We start from the raw sequence: 23,147 nt of genomic DNA, 5'->3' as shown, positions 1-23,147 counted from the left end.
CCGGGCTTCTGGCCGCTCGACATGCAGCGCCCCGCCGCCGCCCCTGCTGCGAATCGCACGGCAAGGCTGTAGGCTCAGCCCATGTCAGCCAATCTCCTGTCGATCGCCCCGGGCCTGCCCTTCCTGAAGACGCTGGCGGAGGCGGTGCTCGACGGGCGCGTGCTCGGCGGCGCGGCGCCGACGGACGATCCGCTGGCGCTGGCCGGCATCACCATCTACGTGCCGACGCGGCGCGCCGCGCGCACGCTCGCCACCGAATTCGTGCGCGCGCTCGGCGGCCGCGCGGCGATTCTGCCGGCGATCCGGCTGATCGGCGAGGAAGGTCCGGGCGCGCTGTTCGAGACGCCGGAGGCGGCGGGCCTTCTGCCCACCATCGGCGCCCTGGAGCGGCGCATGCTGGTTGCGCGCTTCGTCCGGCAGTGGAAGGCGAGCCTCAATGCCGACGCGCTGCGGGTGCTTGACGGCGAGGACGTGGTGCTGCCGGCTTCGGCCTCGGATGCGCTCTGGCTCGCCGCCGATCTCTGCAGCCTGCTCGACGAGGCCGAGAACGAGAGCACCAGCCTTGCCGGGCTTTCGGCGCTCGCCCCGGACCGGCTGGCGCACTGGTGGCAGCTGACGCTGACCTTTCTCAACATCCTCACCGAGCATTGGCCGGAGATCCTGCGCCAGCGCGGCGTCGTCGACGAGGCCGGCGCGCGCAACGACTGGCTGCGGCGCGAGGCCGAGCGCCTCACCCTTGAGGGCTCCGCCGGACCGGTGATCCTCGCCGGCTCGACCGCCGCCGCGCCGGCGACCATCGCCTTGATGCGCGCTATCGCCAACCTTTCGAACGGCGCCGTCGTCCTGCCCGGCCTCGACCGGCACCTGGAGGACCGTGGCTTCGACGCGATCCGGCTCGGCGCCGCCCCGGGGACGTCCGGCACCGCGCCCGGCCATCCGCAATACGGCCTGAAGCGCATCCTGGCCGGACTCCTGGTGCCGCGCGACGCGGTCGACCACATCGCCCCCGCCGACGGCGACAAGCTGGCGCTGCGCGAGGCTTTCGTGTCCGACGCGCTGCGCCCCGCCGAGACCACGGACCTCTGGTCGGTGATCAAAGCTACCGACCAGAGGCCAGTGATCGATACCACAGACCAGGGGTCAGTGATCGAGACCACGGACCTCTGGTCGGTAACCGACACCACAGACCACCTCGGCGAGGACACCACCCGCCATCCGCCCGAAGCTCTCGACGGCATCGCGCTGGTCGAGGCGGTCGACGAGCGCGAGGAGGCGTTGGCGATCGCCTGCGCCATGCGCGACGCCCTGTCGGCGGAGAACACCACCGTCGCGCTGACGACGCCCGACCGGAGCCTCGCCCGCCGCGTCGTCGCGGAGCTCCGGCGCTTCGGCATCGAGGCCAATGATTCCGCCGGCCGCCCGCTCGGCGCGACGCCGCCCGGCACGCTGCTCTCGCTCGCCGTCGCGGTGGCGCTGCAGCCGGGCGACCCGATTGCCCTCGTCGGCCTCCTGAAGCACCCGCTGCTGCGGCTCGGGCAGAAGCCTGGTGCCGCCCGGCGCGCCGCCCGCGCGATCGAGCTGATCGCGCTGCGCGGCACCGTCGGCTTCGCCGATGCCGCCAGCATGGCAAAACTGTTCACCGATGCCCGCACGGCGATCGAGACCGAAAACGCCCGCGTTGCGCGGCCCGTGCGGCTGGTGCCGGACGAGGACCGGGACCTCGCCGAGACCCTCGCCCTCCGGCTCGAGGCAGCGCTGAAGCCGCTGACCGCTTTGCGCGGCAAGGCGCCGGCCGAGATCGGCGTCTTCGCGCGGGCGTTGACCGAGGCGCTGGAGGCACTCGCTGCCGATCCCGAGGGCGATGCCTCCGAGCTCTACCGCGAGGAGGCGGGCTCCAGCCTCGTCGCCTTCCTGTCGGGCCTCGTCGCGTGCCCCGCCACCGGCTTCGACTTCGCGCCCTCGGAACTGCCGGACGTGATGGCGGCGCTGATGGCCGGCGAATCGGTGCGGCCCCGCGGCGGCCTTTCGGCGCGCGCCTTCGTCTGGGGCACGCTGGAAGCGCGGCTTCAGCATGTCGACACCATGGTGCTCGGCGGCCTCAACGAGGGCACCTGGCCGTCGCGCGCGACGTCCGACGCCTTCCTCTCGCGCCTGATGCGGGCGGAGATCGCGCTCGACCCGCCGGAGCGGCGGATCGGCCTTGCCGCGCACGATTTCACCATGGCGATGGGCGCGCGGCGCGTGGTGCTGACCCGCGCCCAGCGGGCCGGCGGCGCGCCCGCCATCGCCTCGCGCTGGGTGCAGCGCCTCTTGACGCTGGCGGGCCCGGACGGCGCGGCGCGGCTGCGCGCGGAGGGCACAGCCTATCTCCAGCACGCCCGCCGCCTCGATGGCGTCACCGAGGTGGAGCGGGTGCAGCGCCCCGAGCCGAAGCCGCCGCTCGCCGCCCGGCCGCGCCGCTACTCGATCACCGAGGTCGAGACGCTGATCCGCGACCCCTATGCCATCCACGCCCGCAAGATCCTGCGACTGGAGCCAATGCCCGAGCTGATGCGCGATCCCGGCGCTGCCGACCGCGGCAATCTCTACCACGCGATCCTCGCCGAGTTCGTCTTCCGGCAGATCGACCCCGCCGACCCGGAGGCCGAGGCCCGGTTGATCGAGATCGCCGAGGAAAAATTCCTGGCGGAATCGCTGCCGCCCGAGACCGAGGCGATCTGGTGGCCGCGCATGCTGGCGCTGGCTGCGAACTACATCGTCTGGGAACGGGGCCGCGCGCCGCGCGTCGTCCGGCGGTTCGAGGAAGCGCGCGGGCGGGTGACCTTCGAGGACATCGACACCACGCTCTCGGGCTTTGCCGACCGCATCGACGTGATGGAGGACGGCTCGATCGAGATCATCGACTTCAAGACCGGCACCAGCCCCTCGGTGAAGCAGGCCCGCACCCTCCTCGCGCCGCAATTGCCGCTGGAGGGCGCGATGGCGCGGCTGGGCGCCTTCGAGGCGACGCAAGGCCCGGTGCTCTCGGTCTCCGATCTCCTCTATGTCCGCTTGCGCGAGCGCGAGTTCTACCAGGAGAGCCTCCGCCACACCGACCGCGCCACGGGCACCGAGACCACCGGCGACAGCCTGTCGGACGAGGCGCTGCTGCGCTTCCGCGGGCTGGTCGCCGCCTATCAGGATCCCGGTCGCGGCTTCGTCTCGCGGCCGCGGCCCTTCCTCGCCGGCGACTTCTCCGGCCCCTACGACCATCTCGCCCGCGCCCGCGAATGGTCGGTCGGCGCCGACGGCGGTACCGAGCTTGCAGAGGATGCCGAATGACCGCCTTCCAGGTCTCGCCGCGCACCGAGGAGGCGCAGCGCCACGCCTCCGATCCCGTCAGCTCGGTCTTCGTCGCCGCCAATGCCGGCTCGGGCAAGACGCATGTGCTGACCGAGCGGGTCGTCCGGCTGCTGCTGGCCAAGGCGCCGCCGTCGAAGATCCTCTGCCTGACCTACACCAAGGCGGCGGCCGCCGAGATGTCGAACCGCGTCTTCCAGCGCCTGTCCGGCTGGGCGACGGCGCCGCGCGATGCGCTTGCCCGCGAGCTGACGCGCCTCGTCGGCCGCCCGCCCTCGGACGCCGAAATCGCCGACGCGCGCAAACTCTTCGCGGAAGCCTTGGAGACGCCGGGCGGGCTGAAGATCCAGACCATCCACGCCTTCTGCGAGGCGATCCTGCACCAGTTCCCGCTGGAGGCGAACGTCCCCGGCCATTTCGAGGTGATGGACGGGCCGACCAGTGCGCTGCTGCTCGCCGAGGCGCGGCGGCTCCTGATCACCGGCGCAGGGGATCACACCGCGGAGGAGCGCCGGCGCCTTGGCGAGGCTTTCGCGACGGCGCTCTCGGTCGGCGGCGAGTTCGGGCTGGACCAGCTGATCTCTGAGATCGTCTCGAAGCGCGATGGCATCCGCCGGCACATCACCGAGGCCGGCGGCGTCGATCCGGCGATCGACCGGCTCTATGCCGCCCTCGGCACCCGGCGCGACGAGAGTGCCGACAGCCTCCTCGCCGCCGCCGGCGATGCGCCGGGCTTCGAGCAGTCCTTTCGCGAGGAACTGTCGGTGCTGGCGATGGCGAGCAGCAAGGCGACCGACCAGAAGCTCGTCCAAAAGCTCGCCGATCTCGAGGCCGCCGAGACACCGGTGGCGCATCTCGCCGCGCTGAAGGCGATCTGTCTGAAGAAGGACGGCGACCCGCTGAAGCCCGCGAGCGTCGCCACCAAGGCGGTGACGGACAAGGTCCCGGACTTCGCCGAGCGCCTGGCCCTCCTCGTCGAGCACATCGTCGACCTCGACGACCGGCTGACCACGCTGCGGCTGGCCGAAGCGAGCGCTGCAGCGCTGGTCATCGCCGACCGGCTGGAGGCGGATTATGCGAGCCTCAAGCGGCGCCGCGGCCGGCTCGACTTCGAGGACCTCATCGTGCGCACCGCCGACCTCCTGTCGCGCTCGGAAGCCTCGGACTGGGTGCATTTCAAGCTCGACCAGGGCATCGACCACGTGCTGATCGACGAGGCGCAGGATACCAGCCCGCGGCAATGGCAGGTGATGCGCTTGCTGGTCGAGGAGTTCTTCACCGGACCTTCCGCCCGCAACGTGCTGCGCACGGTCTTTGCGGTCGGCGACGAGAAGCAGTCGATCTACTCGTTCCAGGGGGCGTCGCCGGCGATGTTCGCCGAGGAGCGGCGGCGGCTCGGCGCGCGGGCACTGGCGGCGCAGCAGGCCTTCGCCGAGGTGCAGCTGCACCAGTCCTTCCGCTCGGCCGCCGCGGTGCTGGCCGCCGTCGACCGGGTCTTCGCCGACCCCGCCAACCGCGTCGGCCTCTCGTCCGGCGACGAGGCGCCGGTGCATGCCTCGGCGCGCGGCGAGGAGCCGGGCCTCGTCGAGGTCTGGCCGGTGGTGCAGGCCGAGCCGAGCCTTGAACCCGACGACTGGCTGCGGGCGGTCGACGTGCAGCCGCAATCCTCGCCGTCGAACCGCCTCGCCCGCCGCATCGCCGCAACGATTGCCGACTGGCTGGGCGACCCGGTGACGGTGAAGGGCGTCACCCGGCCGATCGGCGCCGGCGACGTGCTGGTGCTCCTGCGCAAGCGTTCGGGCTTCGTCGAGGCGATGGGCAAGGCGCTGCGCGATGCCGGCATTCCCGTCGCCGGCGCCGACCGGCTGGTGATCACCGACCACATCGCCATCCAGGACCTGATGGCGCTCGGGCGCACCGTCGCCAATGCCGAGGACGAACTGTCGCTCGCCGCCGTCCTGAAGAGCCCGCTTTTCGGCTTTTCCGACGACGAGCTGATGGGGCTGGCCCTTTCGCGCGACTCGGCCGAGCCGCTGTATCTCGGCCTTCGCCGCCTCGCCGGGCCGGACGGCCTCGCCAGGGTGCCCGACGTCATCGCCGACGCCGGGGCCGAGGCCTTCCTCGCCAAGGCGCGCGCCGCCTTCGCCCGGCTGGAGACGCTGCGCGACCGCGCCGGCTTCGAGAGCGTCTTCGCCTTCTACGCCCGCCTGCTCGGCCCCGAGGGCGGCCGCGCGGCGCTGACCGCCCGGCTCGGGCGCGATGCCGGCGAGGTGATCGACGCCTTCCTCGACCTCGCACTCGCCGAGGAAGAGGCCGGCCAGCCCGGCCTCGACGCCTTCCTCGCCGATCTCGCGGCCTCGCCGCCGGAGATCAAGCGCGAGATGGAGCATGGCAAGAGCGAGGTGCGGATCATGACCACGCACGCCTCCAAGGGGCTCGAGGCGCCGGTGGTGTTCCTGGTCGACCCGGGCTCGGCGCCCTTCAGCCACGCGCACGGCGCCCGGCTGATCGCCTGGCCGGACATGCCCGGCCTTTTCCCCGGACAGGCGCCGGGCTTCCTCTGGCGCGCCGACAAGTCGCTGGAGAACGGCGATGTGCTGGCGCTGAAGGAAGAGGAGAAGCGGCTGGCCGGCGAGGAATACCGGCGCCTCCTCTATGTCGGCCTGACCCGCGCCGCCGACCGCCTGGTCGTCTGCGGCACCGCCGGCACCCGAGGCCCGCATGAGGAGAGCTGGCTGCAGCGCGTCGAGGCGGCATTGCGGCCGGGGTCGGAAGAGATCCGCGATGCCGGCGGCACGGTCACCGCCTGGCGCCATGGCGGCATCGCGCCGGGCGGCAAGCGCACAGCGGAGATCGCCGAGGCCTTGGCGCCGCGGCCGATCGACCTCTCGCCACTGCCGCCCGAAGCGCTCGCGCCGCGCCCGCTCTCGCCCTCCTCCGCCGGCGAGGCGCACCGGCTGGAGACCGACGACACCCCAGCCCTCGCACCTGCCACCGGCTACGTCTCGCCGGTCCTGACGGGCGGCGCGGCGCCGTCCTTCGCGATCCGGCGCGGCCTCGTCATCCACCGGCTGCTGCAGGTCCTGCCGGATCTCGCGAGCGACGACCACGCCGCCGCCGCGCACCGCTACCTCGTCCAGGCCGCCCCGGACTTTTCGCCGCGCGAGCGCGATGCGATCGTCCTGTCGGTGCTCGCCGTCCTCTCGGACCCCGCCTTCGCGCCGCTCTTCGCGGCCGGCAGCCGCGCCGAGGTCGCGGTCTCCGGCACGCTGGTGTTCGGCGAGCCCGGTGAGCCCAGCTCGCCCGGTGAGCTCAGCTCACCCGGTGAGCTTAGCTCGCCCGGCGCGCCCGGCGAGTCCGCCTTACCCGGACAGCCCGGCTCGCCCCGTCAACGCCGCTATGCCGTCACCGGCACGATCGACCGGCTGGCGGTGGCGGACGGCGTCGTCCACATCATCGACTACAAGACCAACCGGCCGCCGCCGGCCTCGCTCGATGCGGTGCCGCCGGCTTATATCCTGCAGCTCGCGCTCTACCGCAGCCTGCTCGCGCCGCTCTATCCCGGCGCCGAGATCCGCGCCGGCCTCCTGTTCACCGAGTCCCCGGTCCTCATCGACGTTCCCGCCGCAGCAATGGATGCGGCGATGCAGCGCCGCACCGCCGTCGCGGGAACGGCGGCAGGAACGGGAACAGACCGTCAAGCATTGCCGGACGTCGCTTGATTTACCCGATCCGGCCCCATAGCTATCAGTTCTGACACCACCGTGAGGAGCCTTTCATGGCCACCAAGAAGATCGACAGCAGCAACTTCAAGTCCGACGTCCTGGAGGCCTCGCGCCCGGTGGTCGTCGACTTCTGGGCCGAGTGGTGCGGCCCCTGCAAGATGATCGGCCCGAGCCTCGAGGAAATCTCGGACGAGCTCGACAGCGTCGACATCGTGAAGCTTAACATCGACGAGAACCCGGACATCGCCGCGCAGTTCGGCGTCCGCTCGATCCCGACGCTGATGCTCTTCAAGAACGGCGAACCCGCCTCCGTCCAGGTCGGCGCCGCCGCCAAGTCGAAGCTCCTCGACTGGATCAAGACCGCCTCCGCGGCCTGATAGAGGCGCGGTTCAGCCTGCATGTTTCACGTGAATCAAACCCGGGTCTCGCGCCCGGGTTTTTTGTTGGGTGAAAGTTGCGTGCCTTTCGCCAAGGGCAAGGCAGCATGGTGTGCAGATGCTGACGCCAGAAGTCGTCATCCTCGGCCGCAGGCCGGGGACCCATGCCTCTTGCGGTGTCGTGGCAGTTCGGTTTAGCCGGGAAGGTCAAACGGAGTGCGATCTGACAACGGCTTGGCATGGGTCCCCGGGGCTAGCGCCCCGAGGATGACGAGCCTGCGAGCCTCGGAGCCCGCGGAAGACGAGGCGGATCGCTTCCTTTCCGTTTCGTCATCCCAGATCAAGTCCGGGATGACGAGCGTCGAGAGTATGAAGTAGCTCAGTCCTGATACGCCTCCGCCTAGCGGGGTCGGGCGGCGCGACCGCACCTAATGCCGCAACCCGCCCGCCTACGCCGGCGCCAACCCGCTCAGCGCCAGCACTTCCCCGACCAGATACAGCGAGCCGCAGATCAAGAACCGCGGCGCGGGAGCGTTGGACCAGCCGGTGCAGACGAGGCGGATGGCCTCTTCGACGCTGTTGCAGGGCTCGGCGTCGAGGCCGGCCTCGATGGCGGCGTCGGCCAGCGTGTCGGGGTCGATCGCCGCATCGGAATGGGCGACGGGCACGGTGAAGACGTGCCGCGCCATGCCGGAAAAAGCCGCGAAGAAGCCGAGCGGGTCCTTGGTGTTGATCATGCCGACGATGAGGAAGAGCGGCCGCTGCGTCTTGTCCTCCATGTCGGCGATGGCCTCGGCGATGACGAGGCCGGCGCCCGGATTATGCCCGCCGTCGAGCCAGATCTCGGTGCCCGGAAACGCCGCCTCGGCCAGCGGCCCGGTGGTGATGCGCTGCAGCCGGCCGGGCCATTCGGCCGAGAGCAGCCCCTTCTCGATCGCCTGCTCGCTCGGGTCGAAGCCGGCACGGCGCACGGCGGCGATGGCGGTCGCCGCGTTCGACAGCTGGTGCCGGCCGGAGAGGCGCGGCATCGGCAGGTCGAGCAGCCCGCGCTCGTCCTGGTAGACCAGCCTTCCGTGCTCCTCGAAGGCGAAGAAATCCTCGCCGTAGAGCCAGACCGGCGCACCGGCGCGGGCGGCGACCGACTTGATCACGTCGACCGCCACCGCCTCGCTCTGCTGGCCGATGATCACCGGAACGCCGCGCTTGATGATGCCGGCCTTCTCGGCGGCGATCAGCTCGACGCGGTCGCCGAGAAACGCCTGGTGGTCGAGCGAGATCGAGCTGATGACGGTGGCGACGGGGCTGTCGATGACGTTCGTCGCGTCGAACCGTCCGCCGAGGCCGACCTCGAGCAGCACGGCATCCGCGGGATGCTCGGCAAAGAGCAGGAAGGTGACGGCGGTAAGGATCTCGAAGACGGTGATCGGCTGGTCGTCGTTCGCCGTCGCCACCCTCGCGATGGCGTCGGCGAGCACCGCGTCCTCGACCAGCCGGCCGCGGCCGCCGGCGACGCCGAGACGGTAGCGCTCGTGCCAGTTCACCAGATGCGGCGAGGTGTGGGCGTGGACGGCGAGCCCTGATGCTTCGAGGATGGCGCGCGAGAAGGCGACGACCGAACCCTTGCCGTTGGTGCCGGCGACGTGAATCGTCTTCGGCATCCGCTGCTGCGGATCGCCCAGCGCCGACAGGAGGCGGCGAATGCGCTCCAGGGCGAGGTCGAAGCCCTTCGGATGCTTCAGCATCAGGCGTTCGATCTCGGCATTGGCGAGGTTTTCGAAGGTCATGGTCGCCTGCTTGTTCCGGCGCGGAGGGTGAGCGGCGGCGACGGCCGCCGTCTGGCAATTGGGCCGTCGGCTGTTGCGTCTCCGCCCGGTCCGGTCAGGCGGCCTCTCCGCCTGGTCCGGTCAGGCGGCCTCGACGTTCATTTCGCTCGGCGCCGTGTCGACGGCCGCAACCAGGGCTGCCGGCGCCTTGGTCAGCACCTTCAGGAGCGTCGCGATGGTCTTCTTCAGCTCGTGCCGGTGGATGACCATGTCGACCATGCCATGGTCCATCAGATACTCCGCGCGCTGAAAACCTTCCGGCAGCTTCTCGCGGATGGTCTGCTCGATCACCCGCTGGCCCGCAAAGCCGATCAGCGCGCCGGGCTCGGCGATGTGGACGTCGCCGAGCATGGCATAGGAGGCGGTGACGCCGCCGGTGGTCGGGTTGGTGAGGACGACGATGTAGGGAAGCCCCGCCTCCTTGACCATCTCGACCGCGACCGTGGTGCGCGGCAGCTGCATCAGCGACAGGATGCCTTCCTGCATGCGCGCGCCGCCCGAAGCCGCGAACAGCACCAGCGGCCGTTGCTGGGCGACCGCGGTCTCGGCGGCGGTGACGATCGCCTCGCCGGCGGCAAGGCCGAGCGAGCCGCCCATGAAGGCAAAGTCCTGCACGGCGGCGACGATCGGCAGCGTCTCGATGGCGCCGGTGGCGACGAGGATGGAATCCTCCAGGCCGGTCTTGGTACGGCTGTCCTTCAGCCGGTCGGTGTAGCGCCGCTCGTCACGAAACTTCAGCGGATCGACCGCGACCTTCTTCAGCTCGATCGCCTCGAAGGCGCCGTCGTCGAAGAAAGATTTCAGCCGCTCCTTGGCCGAGATGCGCATGTGATGGCCGGAGGCGGGGATCACCCACTGGTTGGCCTCGAGGTCCTTGTGGAACACCATCTCGCCGGTCTCTGGGCACTTGATCCAGAGGTTTTCCGGCACTTCCGAGCGGGTCAGAAGGCTGGTGATCTTCGGGCGGACGTAGTTTGTGATCCAGTTCAAGGTCTTATCCCGTTCGGCTGGGCAAGGTCGCGCGGCCCCCTTCGGGGCTCCTGCGGCGATTTTCCGGCATTTCCTCGGCCTCACATGGCCTTAAATTCAGGCCTCGGCAAGGCTTGGGCTTCGAACGCCCCCGGCGAGCGCCCGCACCAGCTGCAGCACCGCCTCCTTCGTTGCGGGCGTGGCAACGCCATTCTCCAGCGAATTCTCGAGCGCCGCGACCAGCGCCGAGCCGACGACGGCGCCGTCGGCGCTGTGGCCGATGGCGTGCGCCTGCTCGGGCGTGCGGATGCCGAAGCCGACGCAGACCGGCAGGTCGGTGTGGCGCTTGATCCGCGCCACCGCCGCGCCGACCTTGCCGGCGTCGGGCGCGGCCGCGCCGGTGATGCCGTTGATCGAGACGTAGTAGACGAAGCCCGAGGTGTTCTTCAGCACCGCCGGCAGACGCTTGTCGTCTGTGGTCGGCGTGGCGAGCCGGATGAAGGCGAGGCCCTTGGCCAAGGCCGGCAGGCAGAGCTCGTCGTCCATCTCCGGCGGCAGGTCGACGACGATCAGCCCGTCGACGCCGGCTTCCAGCGCCGCCTCGACGAAGGCCTCGACGCCGTAGATGTAGATCGGGTTGAAATAGCCCATCAGGATCACCGGCGTCGCGGTGTCGCCTTGCCGGAAGCGGGCGACGGTCGCCAGCGTCTTCCGGAGCGTCTCGCCGCCCTGCAGCGCGCGGAGCCCGGCCTTCTGGATCGCCGGCCCGTCGGCCATCGGATCGGAGAACGGCATGCCGAGCTCGATCAGGTCGGCGCCGGCCGCCGGCAGCCCCTGCATGATCTCGAACGCCGTCTCGCCATCCGGATCGCCCGCCATCAGGAAGGTCACCAGCGCCGGACGGCCTTCGGCGGCAAGGGTTTTGAACCGGTCGGCGATGCGTTGGGTCATGACGGGCTTTCGGTCGGGATCGGCAGCAACGTCTCTTGGCATTTTCGCAGGGCCTGCGTCAAAGCCTGGCGTGTTCTGCGGTCGGGGTAGACGTCCGAAAACCGCATGGCCTTACCCCTTTAAGGGTCGATCCAGTTGTCCGCGCGTTCTGCACGCTGATCCCACAGCCGCAGAATTTCGATCCGGTCATCGACGATGCGGTAGATGAACGAAGAGGGCAGACCGGCGATGGCGTACTCTCGAACCCCGGCGAAGGCTCCTGCACTTGCGATTGGACGTCCAAGGCGGGGCATCTCGGCAAGCGCGCTCACGGTCTTGGCGAAACGCTCGTACGAGCGACGCCTGCCGTCTGGAAAAACATCATCGTAATAGCGTCGAAACCAGTCGAGGTCTGCCGCTGCACGGGGCAGAAAGACCAGCTTCACTTGGGCGCGATGAAAACGTCTGCTGCCGGCATCGTCAATTCGGCGTCGGTCCCCCAGGAAGCGATCCAGCGATCGACCGCCTCGCCCGAGACAAAGACACCGGCATCTGCCTCCTCGAGCGCCTGGGCAACCGCCAGACGCTTGGCGTCACCGGCGCGAACGTAAGCACCGATCGCCTTCTCCGCGATGGCCGAGGAGGAATCGTCCTCGAAGGCCGCCTGTTTTTCCAGGGCGTCCTTGACGGCATCGTCGATCAGGATCGCAGACTTTCCCATCGTCCCCGCCCTTGCGTGTGCAGCAATCCGAGGCTGCAGCATTCCAATCACATTATTCATCGTCCCGGCGACCCTACGGGTCAAGACGGCAGTCCTTGGGGACAGCAAGCCGGAACGGATACCGGGTCAGAAGCCAGCCGGCGCCCGCCTCAGACGTGCTGGCCGCCGTTGATATGGATTTCCGAGCCAGTGACGTAGCTCGCCTGGTTGGAGCAGAGGAAGTAGATGATGTCGGCGACTTCCGAGGTCTGGCCGAGGCGGCGGAGCGGGATGTTCTCGATCATCTTCTCGGTGCCCGGCGACAGGATGGCCGTGTCGATCTCGCCGGGGGCGATGGCGTTGACGCGGATGCCGGCCGGGCCGAAGTCGGCGGCCATCTCGCGGGTTAGCGAGGCCAGCGCCGCCTTCGAGGTCGCATAAGCGGTGCCGGCGAAGGGGTGGACGCGGCCGCCGGCGATCGAGGTGACCGAGACGATCGAGCCTTGCGCCTTCGACAGCTCCTTGAACAGGCCGCGCGCCAGCATGATCGGCGCGAAGAAGTTCACCTGGAACACGTCGCGCCACATGTGCATCGGCGTCTGGATGGAATCGAGCCTGGAGCCGCTGTCGCCTTTCGGCGAGATCGCGGCATTGTTGACCAGCGCCGAGAGGCTGGAGCCGTTGGCCTCGAGCCGGCGACGGATCTCGGAAATGGCGAAGCCGATGTCCTCGGGATCTGACAGGTCGACCTGGATGTGATCCTCGGCGCCGGCCGGCCAGGGGCAATCCTCGGCGAACGGCTGGCGCGAGCAGGTGATCACCCGCCAGCCCTCGCGCGAGAAGCGCTTGACGGTGGCGTGGCCGATGCCCCGCGAGGCGCCGGTGAGGACGAGGGTCTTGCGGGTATCGGTGGCTTCGCTCATCAGATCCTCGTCCGCGGCCCCTGCCGCTGTCTTGTCGGGCGTTCACAACGACCCGGTCGTTTACAACGGCTCGGGCGTTCACAACGACCGAGGTCGTTCACAACGGTCGTTCACGTCGGGCCTGGTCGTTCACATCGTCTGGCGTGAGACCGGCGACGATTGCTTTCGCCCCGCCGCTCCCATCATCTTAACCCAGCCGATCATCTAAGACGTCGCGCCCGCATTGTCGCGGCCGGAATTCAGCGAACCCCGCGCAGGAAGACAGATCATGCAAATCCGATTCCGGCTATGGCCTTTTTGCACTGCACGCGCCGGGCTGGCGTTGGGGCTCGCCGCGGCGTTGTCGATCGCAGCGCCCGCCCGCTCCGAGGAGGCGCCGGGCTGGGACAGGGTACTGGCCGAGGCCCGGGGCGAGACGGTCTACTTCAACGCCTGGGGCGGGTCGGAGCCGATCAACACCTATCTCGCCTGGGCCGGCGAGCGGCTGAAGGCCGAGTTCGGCGTGACGCTGACGCAGGTGAAGCTCGACGACACCGCCAACGGCGTCGCCAAGATCGTCGCCGAAAAAGCGGCCGGCAAGACCACGGGCGGATCGGTCGACCTGATCTGGATCAACGGCGAGAATTTTGCCGCCCTGCAAGGCCAGGGCCTCCTGTCGGAAGGCTTTGCGACAAGCCTGCCGAACTGGCGCTATGTCGACACCGTGAACAAGCCGACCGTCACCGTCGACTTCACCTTGCCGACGAACGGGCAGGAATCGCCCTGGGGCATGGCCAAGCTCGTCTTCTTCGCCGACACCGCCCGCACCGGCCCGGTCGAGGCCATGCCGACGTCGGCCGCCGAACTGCTGGCCTGGGCGAAGGCCAATCCCGGACGCTTCGCCTACCCCGCCCCGCCGGACTTTATCGGCGCGACCTTCCTGAAGCAGGTGCTCTCGGAAACCGTCGCCGATCCCGCCGTGCTGCAGAAGCCGGTCGACGAGGCAAGCTTCAACGCGGTGACGGCCCCGCTCTGGGCCTATCTCGACACGCTGACGCCGTTCCTCTGGCGGCAAGGCAAGGCGTTTCCGGAGAACTATCCGGCGATGAAGCAGATGCTGGCCGATGGCGAGCTCGGCGTGATCTTCGCCTTCAACCCGGCAGAGGCCTCGGGGGCCGTCGCCACCGGCGAGCTGCCGGATACCGTCCGCTCCTTCACCTTTACCAAGGGCACGCTCGGCAACACGCATTTCGTTGCCATCCCCTTCAATTCCGACGCCAAAGCCGGCGCCAAGGTGGTGGCGAACTTCCTGATCTCGCCGGAGGCGCAGGCCCGCAAGGAGGACCCGGCGATCTGGGGCGACCCGACGGTGCTGGCGATGGACAAGCTCCCGCCGGACGACCGCGCCGCCTTCGCCGCCATCGACCGCGGCGTTGCGACGCTCCCCCCCGAAGCGCTCGGCCCGGTGCTGCCCGAGCCGCACCCGAGCTGGACGGTGCGGATCGCCGCGGAATGGCTGAAGCGGTACGGGGTTTAGGGCAGCGACCCGAGAGGCGTCGTGCCAGCGTGGTCGCTTGAGCAAACTCGGCTATCTATGTACGCTATCGCGTACATCTATGGAGAACAGTATGCGGCCGATCAATCTTACGGAACTTCGCGCCAACCTCGCCGCGCATTTCGACCAGATCGAAGCCGACCGGACCGAACTGGTGGTCACCCGGCAGAACCGGGAGCCCATGGTGATCATGGCCCTGTCGGAGTGGGAGGGCATGCGCGAGACCTTGCATCTCCTGGGCTCGCCCGCCAATGCCGAGCGCCTGCGCCGCTCCATCGCCGTCCTTGATGCCGGCGAGGGCGAAGCCGGCGACCTGATCCAGGAATGAGGCTCGTCTTTTCCATCGACGCCTGGGCCGACTATCAGGTGTGGGTGGCCAAAGGCGGTGCCGAGCTTGCCCGGGTCAACGAACTGATCGAGCAGAGCCTGTGCATGCCGTTCAAAGGCATCGGCAAGCCGGAGCCGCTGATGGGGGACCTCAAGGGCTGGTGGTCACGCCGGATCACCCGGGAGCACCGGCTGGTCTACCGGGTCAGTGACACGGGCGACAGCCAGAGCCTGGAGATCGCCGCATGCCGCTTTCACTACACCCGCTGACGTCCGCATCCTGGGCATCCCTTCCCCCCGAGGTCACCCTGGTGAGCGTCGGCCAGCCCGCAAGGCCCGACCGCTTGCGGCTCATTGCTTCGGCCCCCTCTCTCTTGGCAGCCGTTCTCGCGCTGCCCGTGCTGGTGGGCCTTGCCGGGGCCGTGCTGCCGGCCTTCGGCTACCTGCCGGCGCTCGGCGGCACCAGGCTGTCGCTGCAGCCGTTTCGCGACCTCCTTGCCGTGCCCGGTCTCTGGACCTCCGCTGGCCTCAGCCTCGCCAGCGGCCTCTTCACCACCTTGGTCTCGGTCGGCGCGGCGCTGCTCTTCGTGGCGGGGTTTGCCGGCACGCCGGCCTTCCGCCTTGCGCGGCAGGCGATGGGGCCGCTGATGGCGGTGCCGCATGCGGCGGCGGCCCTCGGCCTCGCGCTGCTGATCGCGCCGTCCGGCCTGCTCGTCCGCCTCGCCGCCATCCCGCTCGGCCTCGATGCACCGCCGGACCTGCCGGTGCCCGGCGATCCGCTGGGTCTCGCCATGATGGCGGGGCTCGTCGTCAAGGAACTGCCCTTCCTGCTCCTCGTCATCTTCGCCGCCTTGCCGCAAGCCGATCCGGAACGCCGGCTGCGGCTGGCCCGTGCGCTCGGCTACGGCCGTATGGCCGGCTTCACGCTGGCGGTCTGGCCGGCGGTCTACCGCCAGATTAGGCTGCCGGTGCTGGCGGTGGCCGCCTATGCCTCCTCGGTGGTGGATGTGGCGGTGATCCTCGGGCCGTCGACGCCGGCGCCGCTGGCGGTGCGGCTGGTCGCCTGGATCGGCGATCCCGACCTGTCGCTGCGCTTCATGGCCTCGGCCGGCACGCTGCTGCAATGCGCGGTGACGCTCACCGTCCTCGGCCTCTGGCTCGGCCTTGAGCGGGCCGGCGCCGGCCTCTGCCGAAGCGCCGCGGCACGGGGGTGGCGGGGACAGGCCGATGGCGGGCTGAGACGCCTGTCGGTCGCGCCCGTGCTGCTGGCGGGCGGGCTCACCCTGTTCGGCCTCGCGGCGCTGGCGCTCTGGTCCGTCGCCGGCCCCTGGGGCTTTCCCGCCCTCCTCCCAGCGGCACTCTCGTCGCGGGCCTGGACGTCGGCTCTCGCCGGCGCGGCCGGTCCACTCGGCACCACGGCGCTCGTCGCGGCTGCGTCGGCAGGACTCGCGCTCGTCCTCGTCGTCGGTCTGCTTGAGGCGCGCCGCCGCAGCCCCGCCCGCCGCCAAACACCAAGCGAGATGCCGAGCGCGCTCCCGGCAAAGCCGACGCCGCTGCTGACGCCGACGGTCGCCGGGCTGCTCTACCTGCCGCTGATCGTGCCGCAGGTCGCCTTCGTCTTCGGCCTGCAATGGCTGGTGCTCGTGGCCGGCCTCTCGCCGGGCCTGCCGCTTCTCGTCGGCGTCCATCTCGTCTTCGTCATGCCCTATGTGGCGCTGGCGCTGGCGGCGCCTTTCCAGGCGCTCGACCCGCGCTACGAGCGGATGGCGGCCTCGCTCGGCCGCCCGCGCTGGCATGTCCTCGTCCGGATCCGGCTGCCGCTGCTGCTGGCGCCGCTCGCCACCGCCTTCGCCATCGGCTTTGCCGTCTCGGTCGGGCAGTACCTGCCGACGCTCCTGATCGGCGCGGGCCGGCTGCCGACCATCACCACCGAGGCCGTGGCGCTGGCGAGCGGCGGCAACCGGCGGCTGATCGGTGTCTACGCGCTGCTGCAGACGGCGCTGCCTTGCCTGGTGCTGGCCGCGGCGACACTGCTGCCGGCCTTGCTTCACCGCCAGAGGCGCGGCATGAGGGCGTGATGCTCGTCCTCGACGCCCTCACGATCGCCCTAGAGGGCCGCCGCCTGCTGACGCTCGATGTCAGCATCGCGCCCGGCGAGATCTTCAGCGTCATGGGGCCATCGGGCGCCGGCAAGTCGAGCCTCCTCGCCTTCGTCGGCGGCTTCCTCGACCCCGCCTTCACCGGGTCGGGCCGGGTGCTGCTCGGCGGGCGCGACGTGACCGCGCTGCCGCCGGAAGCGCGCGGCATCGGCCTCCTCTTCCAGGACGCGCTGCTGTTTCCGCATTTCTCCGTCGGCGAGAACCTCGTCTTCGGCCTCACCCCCGCGGTCAAGGGACGCGCCCGCCGGCGGGCGGAGGCTGAGGCCATGCTGGCGAGGATCGGCCTCTCCGGCGCCTTCGACCGCGATCCCGCGACGCTCTCCGGCGGCGAGGCGGCCCGGGTGGCGCTCGGCCGCACGCTGCTCGCCGCCCCGAAGGCGCTGCTCCTCGACGAGGCGTTCGCGCGGCTCGACACGGCGCTCCGAGAGAGCGTGCGCGGCCTCGTCTTCGCGATGATCCGCGAGACCGGCATTCCCGCCATCCTCGTCACCCACGACCGTGCCGACGCCGAAGCTGCCGGCGGCGCCGTCTATGACCTCGGTACCGGCGAGATCACCGGCGAATTTTCCGCCTCGCGCTCTGCAACCCCGGTCACGGGGGCGGGACGATGAAGCCCAACATGCCCCACCTGCCGGTCGCCGACGTCCTGCCGCAGCTCGGCGAGGCGCTTCAAGGCGGGCGCAACGCGGTGCTGGTCGCCCCGCCCGGCGCCGGCAAGACGACGCTGGTACCGCTCGAACTCCTCGGCGCCGGGTTTCTCGCGGGCGCCAAGATCGTGTTGATCGAACCGCGGCGGCTGGCGGCGCGGGCGGCGGCGCGGCGCATGGCCGAACTCCTCGGCGAGGAGGTCGGCGGCACCGTCGGCTGGCGGATGCGGATGGACACCAAAGTGTCCGCCCGCACCCGCATCGAGGTGGTGACCGAAGGCGTCTTCACCCGCATGATCCTCGGCTCGCCCGATCTGGACGGGGTCGGCCTCGTCGTCTTCGACGAGTTCCACGAGCGCTCGCTCGACGGCGACTTCGCGCTGGCGCTGGCGCTCGACGTGCAAGGCGCGCTGCGTGACGACCTGCGGCTCCTCGTGATGTCGGCGACACTCGACGGCGCGCGCGTCGCGAGCCTCCTCGGCGAGGCGCCGGTGATCGAGAGCCTCGGCCGGGCCTTTCCCGTCACCGTCCGCCATCGCGACCGCCCGGCGGCGCAGCCTATCGAGGACGTTGTAGCCGAGGCGGTGCGGGCGGCGCTTCTGGAGGAGACCGGCAGCCTCCTCGTCTTCCTGCCGGGCCAGCGCGAGATCGAGCGCGTCGCCGAGCGCCTGGCGCCGCTGGCCTCGCCGACTCTCGCCGTCGCGCCGCTGTTCGGGGCGATGGAGGGCGCGGCGCAGGACCTCGCGGTGCGGCCGGCGCCTTCGGGGTCGCGCAAGATCGTGCTGGCCACCTCGATCGCCGAGACATCGCTCACCATCGACGGGATCGGCGTCGTCATCGATTCAGGCTTGCGCCGCCAGCCACGCTTCGAGCCGGCGACCGGGCTGTCGCTGCTGGAGACGGTGCGGGTGTCGAAAGCCTCGGCCGACCAGCGGGCCGGCCGCGCCGGGCGCACCGGGCCGGGTACGGCGATCCGCCTCTGGCGCGAGGAGCAGGCGCTGGAGCCGTTCGACCGGCCGGAAATCCTCTCCTCGGACCTTTCCGGCCTCGTCCTCGACGGCGCCGCCTGGGGGGTCAGCGACCTCCGAACGCTCGCCTTCCTCGACCCGCCGCCGATCCCGGCGCTGATCGAGGCGAAGCTGCTGCTGCAGGACCTCGGGGCGCTCGGCGCGGACGGAAGGCTGACGTCGGACGGCGCGGCGATGCGCCTCCTGCCGCTGCCGCCGCGGCTCGCCCGCATGGTGGTCGGCGCCGGCGCGGCGCGGCGGCTGGCGGCCGAGATCGCCGTGCTCCTCACCGAGCGCGGCCTCGGCGGCACCGAGGTGGACATCACCGAGCGGCTGCGGCGGTTTCGCGCCGACCGCGGCCCGCGCGGCCGCACGGCGATGCAGCTGGTGCGCCGCATCCTCGACCAGGCCGGACCGGCAGCGGATGACGACGGCGCCGATCCTCTCGACGCGGGCGGCCTCCTGGCGCTGGCCTTTCCCGACAGGGTCGCGGTGGCGCGCGGGGCACGGGGCAGCTTCGTCCTCGCCAATGGCCGCGGCGGCATGGTCGACGGCGCGTCCGGCCTGGCGGCGGCGCCGCTGCTGGTGGTGGCCGAACTGCAGGGGCAAGCGAAGGCCGGGCGGATCTTCTCGGCCGCCGGCGTTTCACGTGAAACACTGGAGACGCTGTTCGCCGGGCGGATCACCGACGAGATCAGCGTCGTCTTCGATGCCCCGAGCGGTCAGGTCCGGGCGAAGCGGCTGCGGCGGCTCGGCCGGGCGACGCTGTCGGAGGCGCAGGTACCGGTGCCCGCCGGGGCGGCGGCGACGGCGGCGCTTGCCGGCGGCATTCGCGAGCGCGGGCTCGCCTGCCTGCCTTTCGGGACCGAGGGCGAACGGCTGCTGCGGCGCCTGCGCTTTCTCGCCGCAGCCATCGGCCCGCCCTGGCCGGACATGGCGGAGGCGGGACTGCTGGCGACGCTGGAGGACTGGCTGATGCCCTTCCTGCCGGGGGTGACGAAGCTGTCGGCGATCCCGCCGGGCGTGCTCGCCGAGGCGCTGAAGGCGCGCGTGCCGGCCGAGCTGCAGCGGCGGATCGAGGCGCTGGCGCCCTTGCATTTCGACGCGCCGACCGGCTCGCATCTGCCGATCCGCTACGAGGAGGAAGGCCCGGTGCTGGCGGTGCGGGTGCAGGAACTCTTCGGCCTGACCACCCATCCCGCGATCGCCGACGGGCGGCTGCCGCTGACGCTCGAGCTGCTGTCGCCGGCGCACCGGCCGATCCAGATCACCCGCGACCTGCCGGGCTTCTGGGCCGGTTCCTGGCGGGACGTCCGGGCGGATCTGCGCGGCCGCTATCCCCGCCATTCCTGGCCGGAGAACCCCGCCGAGGCGCCGCCGACCGCCAGGGCGAAGCCGCGCGGCACCTGAAGCCGCCAACCGGTCCGCGCAAGGCCGCTTGCGGTGCGCCGGGTCTGGTCGCCGGGCAGCGGCGGGAGTATGGCTGGGGAATGCTGGAAGATACCGCCCGATCGAGCTTCACCATCGGCCTGCCGCGCTACGTGACGGGCATGCACGAAAGCCAGCGGCTGCGGCTGGCGACGCTGACCAAGCTGCGCTGGCTGTCGGTGGCCGGGCAGACCGCCGCTTGCGCCTTCGTCGCCTGGGGGCTGTGGTATCCCTTCCCGGTCGAGCTGTGCTTCATCCTGATCGGGCTGTCGGCCGCGCTGAACATCGTGTTAACGCTGCGCTATCCGCTCAGCCGGCGGCTGTCGCCCTGGGCGGCGGTGGCGATCCTCACCTTCGACGTGCTGCAGCCGACCGGGCTCCTCTACATCACCGGCGGCATCCAGAACCCGTTCTCGGTCTTCCTCATCGTGCCGGTGGTGATGGCCTCGGCGACGCAGCCGCCGCTGACGACGGTGGGTCTCGCCATCCTGTCGATCCTGGCGGCGACGGTGCTCGCCTTCTCGCACCTGCCGGTGCCCTGGCCGCACGGCGCCGAGCTGACGCTGCCGCCCTCCTATGTCGGCGGGCTGTGGTTCGCGATCGTCTCGACGCTGATCTTCTCCGGCCTCTACGTCTACCGGGTCGCGGCCGAGGCGCGCTCGCTGTCCGAAGCGCTGGCGGCGACCGAGCTGGTGCTGCAGCGCGAGCAGCATCTGTCGGCGCTCGACGGCCTTGCCGCCGCCGCCGCGCACGAGCTCGGCTCGCCGCTCGCGACGATCAGCCTCGTCGCCAAGGAGATGGGCCGGCTGACGCGGGCCGGCGATCCGCAGCGCGAGGATGTCGACCTCCTGATCGCGCAATCCGACCGCTGCCGCGCCATCCTGCGGCAGCTGACGACGCTGTCGTCGGAGGAGCATATGGCCCGCCTGCCGCTGCTCTCGCTGGTCGAGGAAGTATCGGAACCGCACCGCGACTTCGGCGTCGCCATCCACGTCGCGGCGGGCGATCAAAGCGCCAGCGAGCCGGTGATGCACCGCAATGCCGGCGTCGTCTACGGGCTCGGCAACATCGTCGAGAACGCCGTCGACTTCGCCGAGAGCGAGGTGACCATCCACGTCGCCTGGTCGGAGCGCAACGTCCGGCTGCTGGTGCTCGACGACGGGCCGGGCTTCTCGTCGGAGACGCTGGCACGGATCGGCGATCCCTACATGTCGCACCGCGAGCGCAGCGACCGGAAGGCCGGCGGCGGGCTGGGACTCGGCCTGTTCATCGCCAAGACGCTGCTGGAGCGCTCGGGCGCGACGATCGCCTTCGGCAACCGCCGGGATGCCCGCGGCGCCTCGGTCGAAATCGTCTGGCCGATCGCGACCTTTACCGAAAGACAGCGCAAGCCGCGGGACTGAGGGTCACGGTGACGTCACAAGGCTTGCCGCCATAGCCTTGCCGCGCCACTTGTCCTTGATCCTGCCACAGTTCGATATCGCTGAAAATTCATTGCAGGCCGGGCGCCGATGGTCCGGTAGAGGGAGAACGGGAATGCCCATGGACGAAGAAATCGGCGGGCTCGCCCAGGTTCATTTTCCCGGCGGCGACCACTCGCTGCTGGTCGTCGACGACGACCGGCCGTTCCTGCAGCGGATGAGCCGCGCGCTCGAGCAGCACGGCTTCAGCGTGCGCACCGCCGACAGCGTGGCCCAGGGGATCGCCGAGATCAACGCCGCCGCACCAGCCTTTGCCGTCGTCGACATGCGGCTGGGAGACGGGAATGGGCTCGACGTCATCGAGGCCCTGCAGCGCCTGCGCGCCGACGCCCGCGTCGTGGTCCTGACCGGCTACGGCAACATCGCGACCGCCGTGACGGCGGTAAAGCTCGGCGCGATCGACTATCTCGCCAAGCCCGCCGATGCCGACGAGGTCATCGCCGCGCTGATGCGCCTGCCAGGCGACCGAGCCGAACCGCCGGCAAACCCGATGTCGGCCGATCGCGTGCGCTGGGAGCACATCCAGCGGGTGTATGAACTTTGCGAGCGCAACGTTTCCGAGACGGCGCGGCGCCTGTCGATGCACCGGCGCACGCTTCAGCGGATTCTTGCCAAGCGCGCGCCGCGCTAGCATCGGCGGATTCTTTCCAAGCGCGCGCCGCGTGAGCATCGGCACCGGCCAGAGACCTGGCCGGTGCGAGCGGAGAGACTCAGGCCTTCATCTGGTCGCCAACGAACTTCCAGTTGACGAGCTTGTCGAGGACCGCCTGGACGTGGGCCGGGCGGCGGTTCTCGTAGTCGAGATAGTAGGCGTGTTCCCAAACGTCGATGCCGGCCAGCGGCGTCTTGCCCTCGGCGATCGGGTTGCCGGCATCCTGCAGGCCGAGGATCTCGAGCTTGCCGCCATCGGCGACCAGCCAGACCCAGCCGGTGCCGAACACCTTGCCGGCCTGCGCGACCATCGCCTTCTTCAGCCCGTCGACGCTCTCGAAATCGCGGTTCACCGCCTCGAGGAAGGCGCCTTCGGGGGCGGCCGCGCCGCCTTCGAACTGGCGCCAGTAGAAGATGTGGTTCCAGGCCTGGCCGGCATTGTCGAAGATCGCCTGGTCGCCCTTGGCCTTCGACTCGGTGATCATCTTCTCGAGCGTCATGTCGGCATAGGGCGTGCCGGGCGCGAGTTCCGCCAGCTTGTCGAAGTAGGACTTGTGGTGCTTGCCGTAATGAAGGGCGACGGTGCGGGCGGAAATCGTCGGCGCGAGGGCATCCTCGGCATAGGGGAGTTTCGGCTGCTGCAGGGCAGCGTTCGCGGCAGTCGCCGCGGCGGCCGGGCGAAGCGGTGTGACGAGGCTTGCGGCCGCGGCGGCGCCGGTCAGCGTCAAGAGGGTCCTGCGGTCGATCGGCATGGTGTTCTCCCTGGTTCAGGCTACCCGTTGCAACCTGTCGAGGGCGCTGCGCTCGGCGCATACACCCCGGTGGAAATGCGGTGGACCGGCCGGGGTTTCACCGCTCACGCAGGTGTCAGACGGGGTCGGGGCACGACCGGCAGACCTTGTGGGCGCGATCGAGGCTTGCCCGGGTTTGCTAAGTCAGCCTTGGAAAATAGACCCGTTCCGTCGGAGAACATGACAGCTGGGCAACGTCATCAGAAGCATTCCAGACTGCACTAACCCTTTGATCATCCGGCTGTTTTCCTCACCGTCGCGGGGGACCAGAGGTGCTGGAGGCCGATCGCTTGTTCGACCTGCCATGGCTGGACAAAGGCGAGAAGAGGATGATTG

General features: G+C 70.3%; 18 protein-coding genes. 11 read left to right on the top strand and 7 right to left on the bottom strand.

Going from position 1 to position 23,147, the window contains the following annotated elements; genetic code table 11:
* Nucleotides 1–81: 81 nt before the first annotated feature.
* The 3 genes from addB to trxA are packed head-to-tail and all read left to right on the top strand — an operon-like array spanning nucleotide 82 to nucleotide 7,441.
* Entirely contained in the window at nucleotides 82–3,321 is a 3,240-nt protein-coding gene (gene addB, locus ACZL02_RS16365) for a double-strand break repair protein AddB (protein WP_472939322.1), read from the top strand.
* On the top strand, nucleotides 3,318–7,061 hold the full coding sequence (gene addA, locus ACZL02_RS16360; RefSeq protein WP_472939321.1) for a double-strand break repair helicase AddA: 3,744 nt from the start codon (nucleotides 3,318–3,320) through the stop codon (nucleotides 7,059–7,061). The genes addB and addA overlap by 4 nt, the downstream gene beginning before the upstream one ends.
* 56 nt (nucleotides 7,062–7,117) lie before the next feature.
* Nucleotides 7,118–7,441, top strand: coding sequence for a thioredoxin (gene trxA, locus ACZL02_RS16355; protein ID WP_472934341.1), 324 nt, complete (start codon nucleotides 7,118–7,120; stop codon nucleotides 7,439–7,441).
* Nucleotides 7,442–7,890: 449 nt separating this feature from the next.
* Here the strand turns inward: trxA and ACZL02_RS16350 are convergent, their stop codons facing one another.
* From ACZL02_RS16350 to ACZL02_RS16325, 6 genes are all read right to left on the bottom strand, one after another.
* The gene (locus ACZL02_RS16350) at nucleotides 7,891–9,225 is read right to left on the bottom strand and encodes a bifunctional folylpolyglutamate synthase/dihydrofolate synthase (protein ID WP_472939320.1); all 1,335 of its coding nucleotides are present in this window, start codon (nucleotides 9,223–9,225) and stop codon (nucleotides 7,891–7,893) included.
* Nucleotides 9,226–9,345: 120 nt separating this feature from the next.
* Entirely contained in the window at nucleotides 9,346–10,254 is a 909-nt protein-coding gene (accD, locus tag ACZL02_RS16345; RefSeq protein WP_472939319.1) for an acetyl-CoA carboxylase, carboxyltransferase subunit beta, read from the bottom strand.
* A gap of 96 nt (nucleotides 10,255–10,350) precedes the next feature.
* Nucleotides 10,351–11,184, bottom strand: a complete 834-nt coding sequence (trpA, locus tag ACZL02_RS16340) for a tryptophan synthase subunit alpha (RefSeq protein ID WP_472939318.1) — start codon at nucleotides 11,182–11,184, stop codon at nucleotides 10,351–10,353.
* Nucleotides 11,185–11,303: 119 nt separating this feature from the next.
* A complete protein-coding gene (locus ACZL02_RS16335; protein WP_472939317.1) occupies nucleotides 11,304–11,609 on the bottom strand; it encodes a type II toxin-antitoxin system RelE/ParE family toxin in 306 nt (101 codons plus the stop codon).
* Entirely contained in the window at nucleotides 11,606–11,884 is a 279-nt protein-coding gene (locus tag ACZL02_RS16330; RefSeq protein ID WP_472939316.1) for a CopG family ribbon-helix-helix protein, read from the bottom strand. The genes ACZL02_RS16335 and ACZL02_RS16330 overlap by 4 nt, the downstream gene beginning before the upstream one ends.
* A gap of 149 nt (nucleotides 11,885–12,033) precedes the next feature.
* Entirely contained in the window at nucleotides 12,034–12,786 is a 753-nt protein-coding gene (locus tag ACZL02_RS16325) for an SDR family NAD(P)-dependent oxidoreductase (protein ID WP_472939315.1), read from the bottom strand.
* A 268-nt stretch (nucleotides 12,787–13,054) separates the two neighbouring features.
* Between ACZL02_RS16325 and ACZL02_RS16320 the strand changes: the two genes are divergently transcribed.
* The 8 genes from ACZL02_RS16320 to ACZL02_RS16285 all read left to right on the top strand — a co-directional run bounded on the left by ACZL02_RS16320 (nucleotide 13,055) and on the right by ACZL02_RS16285 (nucleotide 22,000).
* Complete coding sequence (locus tag ACZL02_RS16320; protein WP_472939314.1) at nucleotides 13,055–14,302, top strand: ABC transporter substrate-binding protein; 1,248 nt, start codon at nucleotides 13,055–13,057, stop codon at nucleotides 14,300–14,302.
* Nucleotides 14,303–14,393: 91 nt separating this feature from the next.
* Complete coding sequence (locus ACZL02_RS16315) at nucleotides 14,394–14,648, top strand: type II toxin-antitoxin system Phd/YefM family antitoxin (protein WP_472939313.1); 255 nt, start codon at nucleotides 14,394–14,396, stop codon at nucleotides 14,646–14,648.
* The gene (locus tag ACZL02_RS16310) at nucleotides 14,645–14,917 is read left to right on the top strand and encodes a Txe/YoeB family addiction module toxin (RefSeq protein WP_472939312.1); all 273 of its coding nucleotides are present in this window, start codon (nucleotides 14,645–14,647) and stop codon (nucleotides 14,915–14,917) included. The genes ACZL02_RS16315 and ACZL02_RS16310 overlap by 4 nt, the downstream gene beginning before the upstream one ends.
* The gene (locus tag ACZL02_RS16305; protein ID WP_472939311.1) at nucleotides 14,893–16,725 is read left to right on the top strand and encodes an ABC transporter permease; all 1,833 of its coding nucleotides are present in this window, start codon (nucleotides 14,893–14,895) and stop codon (nucleotides 16,723–16,725) included. Before ACZL02_RS16310 ends, ACZL02_RS16305 begins: the two co-directional genes overlap by 25 nt.
* On the top strand, nucleotides 16,725–17,417 hold the full coding sequence (locus ACZL02_RS16300) for an ATP-binding cassette domain-containing protein (protein WP_472939310.1): 693 nt from the start codon (nucleotides 16,725–16,727) through the stop codon (nucleotides 17,415–17,417). Before ACZL02_RS16305 ends, ACZL02_RS16300 begins: the two co-directional genes overlap by 1 nt.
* Nucleotides 17,418–17,425: 8 nt before the next feature.
* Nucleotides 17,426–19,870: an ATP-dependent helicase HrpB gene (hrpB, locus tag ACZL02_RS16295; protein WP_472939309.1), complete on the top strand. Its 2,445-nt coding sequence runs from the start codon at nucleotides 17,426–17,428 to the stop codon at nucleotides 19,868–19,870.
* Nucleotides 19,871–20,010: 140 nt separating this feature from the next.
* Nucleotides 20,011–21,291 carry an ActS/PrrB/RegB family redox-sensitive histidine kinase gene (locus ACZL02_RS16290; protein ID WP_472939600.1) on the top strand — a complete coding sequence of 427 codons (1,281 nt, stop codon included), beginning with the start codon at nucleotides 20,011–20,013 and terminating at the stop codon, nucleotides 21,289–21,291.
* A gap of 133 nt (nucleotides 21,292–21,424) precedes the next feature.
* Entirely contained in the window at nucleotides 21,425–22,000 is a 576-nt protein-coding gene (locus ACZL02_RS16285; RefSeq protein ID WP_472939308.1) for an ActR/PrrA/RegA family redox response regulator transcription factor, read from the top strand.
* 79 nt (nucleotides 22,001–22,079) lie between these two features.
* On the opposite strand, the gene ACZL02_RS16280 is transcribed toward ACZL02_RS16285, so the two are convergent.
* Nucleotides 22,080–22,772, bottom strand: a complete 693-nt coding sequence (locus tag ACZL02_RS16280) for a superoxide dismutase (RefSeq protein WP_472939307.1) — start codon at nucleotides 22,770–22,772, stop codon at nucleotides 22,080–22,082.
* Between the last annotated feature and the right edge of the window lie 375 nt (nucleotides 22,773–23,147).

This window comes from Mesocryomonas fontinalis (assembly GCF_055730125.2).
Note: the sequence above shows the minus strand (reverse complement) of the source record. Positions and strands in the feature narration are given on the sequence as shown.